We start from the raw sequence: 12,531 nt of genomic DNA, 5'->3' as shown, positions 1-12,531 counted from the left end.
GGCAGCGGACAAAGCGCACCGGGGTATCCCCGATGCGCGGGTGAAGCCGGTCTGCGCCGGCAGTTTATTTTGTGGTCTGGTGGTAGCCGCCGCCCAACGCTGAGGTCAGCTGAATGCTGGCATCCAGCCACTGGCCGCGCAGGCGCAGCGCGGTAATACGCTCCTGCAGCGCAGGCAGTCTGGCCATACTGACACGTGACCCGGGAAGAATCCCGGCGCTCATGCGGGCCTCCGCCAGATTCACCGTCCGCTGCGCATCTTTTTCAACCTGCTGCTGCTGCTGGTTCTTCTCCATCAGAGTCTCAACCTGGCTGGCGGTCTTCGCCACCTGGTTCACCGCGTCAACAACCGCTTTGTTATATTTTGCCACCGACAGATTATTCTGCGCGCTGGCAATATCGAGGTTGGCATTCAGTCTGCCGCTATCAAAGACAGGCAGCGTCAAGCCAGCGGACAGCCCCATCTGCTGGGCGGAATGGCGGAACAGATCGCTGAGGTGCAGCGCATCCTGCTGCAGGAAGGCCATCAGGTTGATGTCCGGATAGAACGCCGCTTTCGCCGCATCAACCTCACTCAGCGAGGCCTCGATATACCAGTGGGCCACCTGCAGATCCGGGCGGCGCGCCAGCAGCTCATACCCCAACTCCGTCGGCATCTGCGCGCTCACCTGCGGCAGATTAACCGGATGCAGATTCAGCGCCTGACTCTGGCTGTTGGTCAGCGCCATCAGACGCGCTTCGATCTCTTTCATGTTGCCCGCAACGTCCGCCAGCTGCTGGTCGGTTTTACTGACATTGATATCGTTTTCAGCCCCTTCGGCCGAGTTGGTGATCCCGCGCTGATACAGCGCCTGGTCTACGCTGACAATATTATTCTGTTCGCTTTTCACCTGCTGGAGCACGGTTTTCACCGCGGCTTCGGTCTGCCACTGCCAGTAGAGTCGCGCCACGCTGCTGGCCAGCAGCTCGCGGGTTTGCGCCTCTTCCGCCACCTGCGCTTTGAGTTCACCGATGCGGGCTTTCACCAGCGCCCGGTTTTTCCCCCACAGATCGAGATCCCAGCCCGCCGTCAGGCCAAAGGTGCCGTTGGTGTACCAGGGCCCGGTATTGCCGTCGGTATCCGTTGCAAACGGCCCCATCAGCCCCTCCGCCGACATTTTCTGCCGTTCAACATTGGCAGAGAAATCCATCTCCGGCCCAAGACTGGCTTGCGACATACGTGCCTGGGCTTCCGCCAGCTTGATACGCTGATTGGCAATCTGCATATCCGGGGCATTCGCCAGGGCGCGCTGGATCAGATTATTCAGCTGCGGGTCGTGGTAATCCTGCCACCAGTTGCTTTGCGGCCAGCCGTTTTTAACCGCTGCGGGCAGATCCATTGACACATGAGAGGCAGGTGTCTGCTGCTGCGGCGGAGCGCCAATATCATGGGACGGCGCGCAGCCAGCCAGAGCGATGACCAGGGGGAACCCAGCCAATACGCTTTTTCTCAGAGTAAGATTCATTAGACAGGTCAGGTAACTAAACAAGGTTGGTTATACTAAGTTAAATGAAATTAAGCCGTTTAGTAAAGTGTGTGACTAAACACCTGGATAATTAAAAATAATCAAATAATTCATGGAGTGATAATGAGCCAGAATATCTACGATGATCCTGATTTTTTTGCAGGATATGCCACTCTCGACCGGTCGGTAAAAGGGCTTGACGGCGCGCCGGAGTGGCCGGCCATTCAACGTATGCTGCCACCTTTACGCGGCCTGCGCGTCGTCGATCTCGGCTGCGGCTACGGCTGGTTTTGCCGCTGGGCGCGTGAACAAGGTGCCGCGCAGGTGACCGGCGTTGATCTTTCCAGCCGGATGCTCGACCGCGCGCGCGAAATGGGCCGGGGAGACCATATTGACTACCGCTGTGAAGATTTGCAGAGGCTGACCCTGCCGGCCGACTCATGCGAGCTGGTCTACAGTTCGCTGGCTCTGCACTATCTCCCCGATGTCGCCCCGCTGTTCGCCGTGATTTACCAGGCGCTGACCCCCGGCGGCACGCTGCTCTTTTCCGCTGAACACCCTGTCTACACCGCCCCGCTACGCCAGGGCTGGCAGAAAGATGACGCCGGGCAGAAAATCTGGCCGGTGAGTCACTATCAGCAAGAGGGAGAGCGAATCAGCAACTGGTTTGCCGACGGGGTGAAAAAACAGCACCGGAAGCTGGCCAGCTGGATAAACCTGCTGATTGCCGCCGGTTTTGTGATTGAGCATCTCGATGAATGGGGGCCAACGGCGGAGCAAATCGCCGCCCAGCCGGGGCTGGATGAGGAAAAAGAGCGGCCGATGATCTTTCTGCTGCGCGCCCGCAAGCCGGCATAATAAGCACAAGGCCCGGAGAATATCCGCGCCTTGTGCGGGGTGAGGAGGCGATTTTAGCGACGGTGCTCGCCTCTCTGTCGGAGGGCGCTAACGCCTTGCCTGGCCACCAAAGCCGTCAGGCAATCACTCTTTTAAGCTGCCGCCATGGCTGGCAATCACCTCTTTGTACCAGTAGAAGCTTTTCTTCTTGCTGCGCGCCAGGGTTCCGTTGCCGTTATCATCGCGATCGACGTAGATAAAGCCGTAACGTTTGGACATCTCCGCTTTCGAAGCGCTGACAAGGTCGATGGGCCCCCAGCTGGTAAAGCCCAGCAGCTCCACGCCGTCTTCAATGGCTTCTCGCGCCTGCACCAGATGGTCGTTCAGGTAGCTGATACGGTAGTCATCGTTAATGCTGCCGTCAGTTTCAACGGTATCTTTCGCCCCCAGCCCGTTTTCAACGATAAACAGCGGCTTCTGATAGCGATCCCACAGCACGTTAAGCAGCGTCCGCAGACCCAGCGGATCGATCTGCCAGCCCCACTCGGAGCTTGCCAGATGCGGGTTCGGCACCATGCTGAGAATATTGCCACGCGCCTTTTTGTTCAGCTCCTCGTCGGCGGTGACACAGCCGGTCATGTAATAGCTGAAGGAGATAAAATCGACGGTCTCTTTCAGCGCCGCGCGGTCGGCATCGGTGATGGTAATATTCATTCCCTGGTCGCGGAAGTAGCGCAGCATGTAGCCTGGATACTCGCCCCGGCACTGCACGTCGCCAAAGAACTGCCAGCTGCGATTCTGTTGCAGGGTTTCAAAGATGTCTTCCGGTTTACAGCTGAGCGGGTACATTAAACCACCCAGCAGCATATTGCCGATTTTGCCCTCGGGCACTATCTCATGACAGGCTTTTACCGCCAGGGCGCTCGCCACCAGCTGATGGTGAATGGCCTGATAGACCGCCTCTTTACTGCTCCCTTCCGGCAGGCCGACGCCGGTCATCGGGGCATGCAAGGACATATTGATTTCGTTAAAAGTCAGCCACAGCTTGACCTTGTCTTTATAGCGGGCAAACACCGTTCTGGCGTAGCGTTCGAAGAAACCAATCACCTCGCGGCTACCCCAGCCGCCGTAGTTTTTCACCAGCGCCCACGGCATTTCATAGTGCGATAGCGTCACCAGCGGCGTGATATTGTGCTGAGCCATTTCAGCAAACAGCCGGTCGTAAAAGGCCAGCCCGGCCTCATTTGGCTCGGCATTGTCGCCGTCGGGGAAAATCCGCGTCCAGGCAATCGACACCCGCAGGCAGTTGAAGCCCATCTCCGCAAACAGACGGATATCTTGCGGGTAGCGATGGTAAAAATCGATCGCGATATCTTTGATACCGCTATCGCCCGGCACGCGTTCAACGACGTCGCCAAAGACGCCATGCGGCTGTACATCTGAGGTTGATAATCCTTTGCCATCTTCCAGATACGCGCCTTCCACCTGGTTTGCCGCGGTTGCGCCGCCCCATAAAAACGTCTGCGGGAATCTCTTCATCTTTCTCTCCTCTGATTAATGGCTGACGGACAACAGCGGCTGGCCGGCATCAACCACGCTGGTGGATTCGATGTCTACGGAACGATAATCGTCGCTGTTGCTGATAATAATCGGGGTCGCCAGGTCATAACCGGCGTCCAGAATGGCCTGGCGATCAAATTCGAGCAGCAAATCACCGGCTTTGACCTTATCGCCTTCTTTAACATGGGCGGTAAACGGCGCGCCATCGAGTTTCACGGTGTCAATACCGACATGGATTAACAGCTCAATGCCGCTATCGCTGAGCAGGCCAATCGCGTGCCTGGTCTGAAATAATGACGCCACCTCTCCGGAGAACGGCGCAATCACTTTGCCGACGGCGGGAATGATCGCCACGCCTTTTCCCAGCAGACCGCTGGCGAAGGTGCTATCGGGGACCTGATCCAGCGCCAGTACGGTACCGGACATCGGGGCAAGAATATCGTTTTCCGATACCGGGGCAAGCGGAACGTCCGCTGCTTCCGTCCGGCTCACCGGCAGTCCGGCGATAAAGGTCAGCGCGCAGGAGATAACCAGTGCAGCCACGATACCAATCGCTCCGCCCCATACGGTGTCGTCGATCCCGTGCGGCGGAATCATCTGCGCGAGGGTGAAAATATTGGCAAAGCCAAAGGAGTAGACGTGGCTGTCGCTCAGCCCAACGATGGCTCCACCGATGGCACCGGCCACACAGCCAAAGATAAACGGGCGACGCAGCGGCAGAGTCAGGCCATAAATCGCCGGTTCGGTGATGCCAAAGATCCCGGCGGATACCGCAGAGCCGGCCAGCACTTTTTGCCGCGCATCGCGGGTGCGCAGGAATATTCCCAGCGCCGCCCCGACCTGCCCCATCACCGCCGGCAGCAGCATCGGCAGCATCGAGTCCTGTCCCAGCACCGTCAGATTATTAATCATCAAGGGGATCAACCCCCAGTGCAGGCCAAAAATAACGCATACCTGCCACAGCGCCCCCATCGCCGCGCCCGCCAGCCACGGCGCGACCGTGTAGATAATCTGGTAGCCGTGGGCCAGCAGTTGACTTAGCCAGGTGGCCACCGGACCGATAGCGAGGAAGGTCAGCGGAACCACTACGGCGATGCAAAACAGCGGCGTAAAGAAGTTTTTCATTGCTGAAGGGAGCAGCGCATTGCTTTTGCGCTCCAGCCAGCAGCTCACCCACGATGCGAGGATAATCGGGATCACCGAGGAGCTGTAGTTGATAAAGGTCACCGGAATGCCGAGAAAGTACGCCGCCTCCGAGCCGGGCTGCTGGGCCGCATCAAAAGCCTGAATCATCATCGGATGGGTCAACGCCCCGCCGATCACCATGGTAATAAACGGATTACCGCCGAATTTTTTCCCGGCGGTATAGCCCAGAAACAGCGGGAAGAAAAAGAACAGCGCGTCGCTGGCGGCAAACCAGATTTTATAGGTCCCCTGCTGCGGAGCCAGCCAGCCGCAAACCACCGCCAGCGCCAGCAGCCCTTTCAGGATCCCCGAGGCCGCCAGTACGCCGATAAACGGCGTGAAAATGCCGGAAACCACATCAATCACCTGGCCAAGCACCGAGGTTTTGTCCCCGGAACTGGCCACCGGTTCGCTGTCGTCCGTCAGACCCGCTTCATTGCGTACCGCCTGCCAGACATCGTGGACGTGGTTACCGATCACCACCTGAAACTGGCCGCCGCTTTCCACCACCATGATGACGCCAGGGTTTGTCTTCAGTCCTTCCGCGTCCGCCTTCTTGTTCTCTTTGAGCTTAAAGCGCAGCCGTGTGGCGCAGTGAACCAGACTCACGATATTCTCTTTGCCACCAACCCGGCTAAGAATATCCTGCGCGAGTGCTTTATATTCCATGCTGTTTTCCTTACTTCCGCTGCCCGCAGGCAACCGTGACTGAGTATAAAAATAAAAAAAACCCGAGAACCACGCCGGATATGGCGTCGCGCTCAGGTTTTGCCTGCGTTATGCAGTAACAATCCAGTTTTCAGATAAAGGGAGTTAACGCCCTTCTTTTCTCACCCGCTCGATATGGATGGCGAGAAACATAATTTCTTCCGTCGTCAGCGACCGCTGATAGCTTTTCTGTAGATGAATCGCGACGGTTTCTGCACATTTCCACGCTTTGGCGTAGTTATCTTTCACCGCACTGTGCAAGGTGACATCATCATCTGCGACCACCGTGCGCGTCAGCATCCGCTGGGCGAAAAACTTCAGGTGAGTGACAAAGCGCTGGTAGCTCAGCGACTCTTCGTCATAGTTCAACTGCAGTTGATACTTCACCAGCTGCAGGATTTCCTGCATTACCCGGGTGACATGCATCACTTCCGGCATTTCGCTGTTGAGCTGCGCGGTGACCAGGTGCAGCGCAATAAACCCGGCCTCATCTTCGGCGAGCTCAACGCCGAGCCGCCTGGCGATAATCGCCCGCGCCTCCTGCCCGAGCTCAAATTCCTTCGGATAAAGCCGCTTAATTTCCCACAGCAGTACGTTGCGGATCGTCACCCCATTCTTTTGCCGTTCAATGGCAAAATGGCAGTGATCGGTCAGGGTGATATACAGGCTCTCCTGCAACTTACCTAACCGCCCGCGCGCCAGTTCAATAATCCGATCGCAGGTGGTCATCACTTCTAACGGTATCTGACTGAGTAATTCACCTAAACGGCCAACCAGTTCATCGCTCTGTAGCGCGAAGATCTTTTCAATTTTACTTTCGTCCAGTGAGTCGCCGACGCGTTTCTGAAAGGCTAGCCCTCGCCCCATCACCACCTGTTCGCGTCGCTGCTCATCTAAAACAACCACCACATTATTATTAAGAACTTTGGCGATTTGCATATGAACCCCAGAAACAAAAAAACCTGACCCCCGACAAATGCCGGGAAATCAGGTTTTGCCTGCCGAAGCAGTAGCAATCCAACACCCGCACTGTAGCAATTTCTTCCGCCGTCTCAACCCGCGAAGCAGAAAAACGTGATACGGATCGCGACTAATCCACTTATCTACTCCGGTTGTGGTAACGAGCGCTGCTCAAAGGCGCGGTATTCCAGCGAATAAAACGACGCCTGTCGCCGATGGTAGGCGGAATCCACGCAGCCAATACCGACAAACGCGCCGGTAAATTCGCCATAGCGGCTGTATTCATCAGAAAACAAGGCGGTGCTGTAGGTCTGGCCTATGGCGTGGAAGGTCTGATTGTCTGGCGACCAGAAAAACCGCGTCGACTTTCCGTCAATCGCCAGCCGCAGATAAACCGGGCCATCCACGCCGGACACCGTTGCCAGATGATCTTCCCGCTTCAGACCGTTATCGACATGAATAATATAAAAACGTGAGCAGCGCTGCCGATCGTCAAAGGTTTTCTGCAGGAACAGATAGTTCATGTTGTCGTAGTACAGCACCAGTCCGGCGCTGTGCTGGAACACCTCGGGTTGAAAATCCATGCATGCCGTCAGCGTGGCGTACACCGAGGTCAGTTTCCGCGCCAGCAGACTGACGCGGTTCTCAGAACACAGCGACTCCTGACCGCGTAGCGACAGATACCCTTCTTCGGGCGCATAGCGCGTGAAGTCCGCAGCCGGAATGCGCGGCGCGTACCACTCCAGCGACAATCCCTGCGCAGAAAAATCAACCCGCTCAACCCGTTCAGCCTGCTCATCAACCGCGGTCGATGGCCCTATTTCGACATATTCCTGCGCCAGGTTGCCGCCCGCACTCAGGCGCAGCCACCCCTCCGGAGTCCAGCGCATTTTTTGAAGTGCGGTCTCTCGTCCCAGCGTACAAGCCAGTTCCGGAAGCAGCGGTCGGGCGCACAGGTGGGCTACGATGACATTCCCATGATCATCTTCGACATAGCTGGCGTGACCGGATTTTTGCAGCGCCGATGCCGGATTAAAACACTCCCGCCGCAGATAGTCTTTATCAAACGCCGATGCGGAGGTTTTCTCGATATGCACCGGCTTTTGCAAATCCTCCGCTCGCGCCGAGGTTAGCAGCGGGCTTTGCGGATCTTTTTCATAAGGGCCCAGAATATGCCGCGCCCGTCCGAGGGTTACGCAGTGGCCGTAGCCAGTGCCGCCCTCGGCGCACATGATGTAATAATAGCCATTGCGCCGGGTGATATGCGCCCCTTCCGCCATGCCATACACCCCTTGCCAGATCCGCTGCGGATAGCCAACCGGCGCTTTCGCCAGCGGATCGTACTCCACGATCGAGATCGCCCCGCTATAGTCATCCCGGGTCTCCCAATCGACGGCGACGATCCATTTTCTACCGTCATCGTCGTGGAAAACAGAGGCGTCATAGCCCACGGAGTGGATATAGACCGGCTCGCTCCATGGACCGCTAATCTCCGCGGCGGTGACCAGATAGTTATCGACATCAAAATAGCGGCCATTCATGGCGTTCATGATGCCGTAAACCACGTAAAAGAGCTGGTCGGCTTCACACCAGGTGAGACACGGCGCCCAGATACCTTTGGCGGAGCGCAGCTTGCGCAGATCCAACGTTTGCGGATCGTTGAGCACATGGGTACGTAACGTCCAGTTCTCTAAATCGGTGGAATGATAGACCGGAATACCAGGAAACCATTCGAATGACGAAACGGCAATATAATAGTCAGCGCCCCGCCGACAGATTGCCGGATCAGGATTAAAACCACCTAATACTGGATTTTTAATCATTAACCACGTCCTTTTTAAATTATAACGTACTGGTTTTTTCCACCATCGCCAGCGAGCGATCGGATAAAGAATAACGGCGCATAATGAGCACCAACGCCAGCACCAGAACCGCCGGTAATATGGTAAAAATTAATTTAATTGTCAGAATTGCCGCCTGCGGTTGCTGCGCCGCGCCACCGATATAACCACTCCATGACAATAGCCAGCCCATCAGCGCACCGCCGATTGCAATACCTAATTTGATGGCAAAAAGATTGGTTGAAAAAACGATACCACTCATTTTCTTACCGGTATCTCTTTCAATCGCATCAACGACATCCGAAAGCATCGCCCACTGCAATGGCGTGGCCGCCAGTTGAATAAAATTAATCGCAAAAATAAAAGCAAAAATAATAATTAGCGACGACTGGGAAAAGAAATAGAGCAGCGCCAGTAATATCGCCTCGAACAACATCGCCAGCTTAAATCCCCGAACCTTATCCATACCACGAAAAATATAGACCGATAAAATGGTCCCGGCCAACCCGGAAACAATTGATATGGTGATCATCATGCTGCTCAGGTCGCTGCGTCGCAAAACGTAATTACAGAAGTAAATAATGATCCCCATTTTAAAGATAACCGCGACCAGATTGACGACGTTAAGCGTAAAGAGGATGCGCCAGTCCCGGTTTTTCAATAATATACGCAGATCCTGCAACAGACTCCCGCGATTGGCATCGATTGTCGCGATCGAGGTCTCTTTGGTCAGGAAGAAACAGAGGTAAAACAAAATAATACCCAGGCTGCTAATCAGCACCATGGCATAAAAATAGCCATTCTGGATATTTCCTTTCCCCAGCCATGCCACCGCGGGAAGCGCGGCCACTGAGACTAATAGCCCACCTGCGGAGCTCATGGCGAAGCGCCAGGATTGCAACGATACCCGTTCGACGGAGCTCTGGCTGATATTGTTAATCATCGCGCAATAGGGAACATTAATGGCGCTATATAACAGCGATAGCAGGGTATAAGAACAATAGGCGTAAATCAGCTTGCCGGTATAGGAAAAATCAGGCGTGTAAAAGGTCAGCATGCACATTACGCCAAACGGAATCGCAAACCACAGCAAATAAGGACGAAACTGGCCATATTTAGTGCGCGTGCGGTCAGTCACCGCGCCGATCCCCACATCAAAAAAAGCATCAATTACCCGAACGGCTAAAAACATCGTCCCCATATGCGCCGGTGACAAACCAAATATATCCGTATAAAAATAGGCCATAAATAACATGATGGATGACCATACCAAATTACAGGCGGTGTCTCCAAGTCCATAGCCCATTTTCTGATACCAGTTTAATGGCATTATTCTGTTCATTGATGATAGCCCCATACAAAGAAAGGTTGTTGCTGCTGACAAGGCCATTGTAGTCCCGTCTCCTCCCTCAATATGTATAAATAGAGGATAGCTATATAATAAAAGTGAACCTGCCCTGTGATGGCTATCGCATTTACATTAAGAACGCTTTTTGTTTTATTTGCCGATCGGCATATAGTATAAAAAAGGAGGCGTTTTATGCATGATGACCCGGTAACATATGAAAATATCATTACGCTGACCCAAGAACTCTACTACCTGCAGCAATATCAGCTCCCCGAGTATTCTGGCGATGATGTAAAGACACATTTTCACTTTATGTATGAATTAATGTGGTTCGATCGTTCCTGTGGTTATTTTGGCATCAACGATCGGCAGATCCCGATAAAAAACGGCACGCTGATTTTCGTACCGGCGCTGATCCCCCATGCGATGTACCTGACTCCCGAGTACAATCACAACCGCTATCTGTTCCAGTTTGAATTTGATTTTCTCAATCCGCTGGCGGTGAGCCATTTTTCCCGACAAAAGGATCGCATCCGGGTTCTGTATCCGGATCCCGCGACCGGCGGGCAGTTGACGGCACTGTTTGACTGGGCCGTGAGTCTGGGAAAGAAAGCGGATAACCAGGCGGTATTTTTGAAAAGCATCGCTCTGCTGATGGAGTTCGTGTTCTCCCTGGACCACGATGATGAGACGTTCCCCCATGCTCCCGGCAGTGACTTTGTGAGCAGAGTGCGGCAATTAGTGTATGAGATTGAAGAGCATAAAGCCTGGGAGACCACCACGCTGGAGGCGGCGCAGCGGTGCCAGGTATCGAAGTCCTACTTTTCGCGCATGTTTAAGCAGCTGTTTAACATGACGTTCAAAGAGTATATTTTTCTGCGTAAGCTCAAGGTGGCGGTACAACTGCTGACCTCCAGCCAGCTAAAAATCGTTGATGTAGCCCAAACCGCGGGCTTTACCGATAGCGCCTATTTCTGTTTACGCTTCCGCCAGCACCTCGGCTGCACGCCGCTGGAATTTCGCGACCGTCTGGATAACCGACGCGTCGGATAACACCCGCCCGCACGGCGGGCAGATGTCCGTCGGCCTGTCGATTCAGAAAGTCACCACGGTTTTCCACTCGATTACCCAGGCATCCTGAGTCTGAGCGACGCCGCCCGGGCGATGCCAGTACTGCAGGCCTGGCTGCAGCTCAAGCCACGAAACCGGACGCAGGCGGTAGTACAGTTCAGCATTCACCGAATGCCCGGCCACCGGCTGATAGTTCGCCGCGTAGTAGTCCGTAGCTCCGCTGACCTCATTCATATACTGCTGGTTGCGCGCATAATGGTTGCTCATATCCATCCAGGTCAGGCCAAAGCCCAGCCAGTCTTGCGGGCGGGCGTCAAAGAGGCCGCGATAGCGCATTGATGCGGCCACGGAGGTATGGATGTAGTTGCTGCGCTGATCGCTATAGCTGCCGCTCAGCGAGACGCTCATCCCGCGGTCAGGGTCGTCGACATGGCGGGTTATCTGCTGGTTCATCCCGGCATACAGAAACCAGGTGCTATCGTGTTGCGCATATCCTTGTGGGTCAGTGGCTCCGGGGCCGCCGGATTTTCCGGTATACAGATCGCTCTGCGGCGCGTTGGTGTAGAGCACACCGAGGTTATACGCGCCGGAGAGGCCGTTGATTACCGGCCGCGCTTCAATCTCTACCGGCAGCAGAATGCCTTTACTGCCTTTTGTCGACCAGCTCCACGCGTGGCTGCGAGAGGAGGCCTCCGGGTTTTGCTCCATGACACCGCCCTTCAGCGTCAGCGTCGGGGTCAGCTTATATTCCACGGTCGTTCCCCAGGTATGGACATTCCAGTTGTTCCAGGTCATCGAGTTGGCGGACTTACCGCCGCACTGTGAAAGCAGCTGGAAATCGCAGGGGATAATCTGATCGAAGGTCTGCACCTTATTCATCATGCCGATACGCCACGTCAGACGGCGGTCATCAAAGCTACGGGCAAAGGTCAGCCAGCCAAGACGAGTAATCGACTGACCTCCCCAGCTCTCCTGCGCCAGATCGTTAAAATTAACCCGCGGATCCTGTAACCGCTGGGTGGTCAGGTTGTCATCGTGGTTACGGTTAACGATATTTCCCTCGATGCGTGCATCCGGGATCCCGGTCCAGCGCTCCAGGTCCTGCGTAAAGGTCAGAGCGACCTGATCGATATAAGCCAGCTGTTTGTCATGATTATATCCGCCACCGGCGTTGTAACCCATTTCATTGAGGTAACCGAGATTATAATTAAATCCGTTATCTTCAAGGATTGGACGAATCCCTGACATCTCTCCGAGCAGACCTTTTTGCGGGTTCTCAAAACCTAATACCGTACCGTTCCATTTTTCCGTTTCCGCGGCAAAAGCGCCGGGAGTTAACAGAGAAAATGTCACTATCAACAGGAGGTGATTTATTTTTTTGTTGTGCATAATGATATCCGTTGTGACTGAATAAGGGTAATAGCTGGCCCCAGGCAATAAACCCGCCCGTTTTTGGTCTTTATATTTATTTTTTCAATACCTGGCCTGCCAGCCATTCAACTGCTTTGTTGAAGCAA

The 12,531-nt window shown here is 54.7% G+C and carries 8 protein-coding genes and 1 pseudogene; 2 read left to right on the top strand and 7 right to left on the bottom strand.

The features are described 5' to 3' along the window. Positions 1-64 precede the first annotated feature (64 nt). On the bottom strand, positions 65-1,504 hold the full coding sequence (mdtQ, locus tag GRPL_RS0125655) for a multidrug resistance outer membrane protein MdtQ (RefSeq protein WP_032695430.1): 1,440 nt from the start codon (positions 1,502-1,504) through the stop codon (positions 65-67). Positions 1,505-1,627: 123 nt separating this feature from the next. On the opposite strand from mdtQ, the gene GRPL_RS13650 reads away from it, so the two are divergent. Further along, the gene (locus GRPL_RS13650; protein WP_032699122.1) at positions 1,628-2,362 is read left to right on the top strand and encodes a class I SAM-dependent methyltransferase; all 735 of its coding nucleotides are present in this window, start codon (positions 1,628-1,630) and stop codon (positions 2,360-2,362) included. A 123-nt stretch (positions 2,363-2,485) separates the two neighbouring features. On the opposite strand, the gene GRPL_RS13655 is transcribed toward GRPL_RS13650, so the two are convergent. The 5 genes and pseudogenes from GRPL_RS13655 to GRPL_RS13675 all read right to left on the bottom strand — a co-directional run bounded on the left by GRPL_RS13655 (position 2,486) and on the right by GRPL_RS13675 (position 9,925). After that, on the bottom strand, positions 2,486-3,880 hold the full coding sequence (locus tag GRPL_RS13655) for a glycoside hydrolase family 1 protein (RefSeq protein ID WP_032699120.1): 1,395 nt from the start codon (positions 3,878-3,880) through the stop codon (positions 2,486-2,488). A 15-nt stretch (positions 3,881-3,895) separates the two neighbouring features. Next, a pseudogene (gene bglF, locus GRPL_RS13660) lies at positions 3,896-5,867 on the bottom strand (PTS beta-glucoside transporter subunit IIABC). A 32-nt stretch (positions 5,868-5,899) separates the two neighbouring features. Then, positions 5,900-6,733 carry a transcriptional antiterminator BglG gene (gene bglG, locus GRPL_RS13665; protein ID WP_004864750.1) on the bottom strand — a complete coding sequence of 278 codons (834 nt, stop codon included), beginning with the start codon at positions 6,731-6,733 and terminating at the stop codon, positions 5,900-5,902. A gap of 164 nt (positions 6,734-6,897) precedes the next feature. Next, the gene (locus GRPL_RS13670) at positions 6,898-8,577 is read right to left on the bottom strand and encodes a glycoside hydrolase family 43 protein (protein ID WP_032699117.1); all 1,680 of its coding nucleotides are present in this window, start codon (positions 8,575-8,577) and stop codon (positions 6,898-6,900) included. A gap of 19 nt (positions 8,578-8,596) precedes the next feature. Continuing rightward, a complete protein-coding gene (locus tag GRPL_RS13675) occupies positions 8,597-9,925 on the bottom strand; it encodes a glycoside-pentoside-hexuronide (GPH):cation symporter (RefSeq protein ID WP_228134576.1) in 1,329 nt (442 codons plus the stop codon). A 210-nt stretch (positions 9,926-10,135) separates the two neighbouring features. Between GRPL_RS13675 and GRPL_RS13680 the strand changes: the two genes are divergently transcribed. Continuing rightward, positions 10,136-10,996 (top strand): helix-turn-helix transcriptional regulator, encoded by an 861-nt coding sequence (locus GRPL_RS13680; RefSeq protein WP_046852040.1) that lies wholly within the window; start codon positions 10,136-10,138, stop codon positions 10,994-10,996. 42 nt (positions 10,997-11,038) lie between these two features. Here the strand turns inward: GRPL_RS13680 and GRPL_RS13685 are convergent, their stop codons facing one another. Next, the gene (locus GRPL_RS13685; RefSeq protein ID WP_032686711.1) at positions 11,039-12,403 is read right to left on the bottom strand and encodes a carbohydrate porin; all 1,365 of its coding nucleotides are present in this window, start codon (positions 12,401-12,403) and stop codon (positions 11,039-11,041) included. Positions 12,404-12,531: the final 128 nt, after the last annotated feature.

Source organism: Klebsiella planticola ATCC 33531, from assembly GCF_000735435.1.
GTDB classification, from domain to species: domain Bacteria; phylum Pseudomonadota; class Gammaproteobacteria; order Enterobacterales; family Enterobacteriaceae; genus Klebsiella; species Klebsiella planticola.
This window is presented reverse-complemented; position numbering and strand designations above follow the sequence as displayed.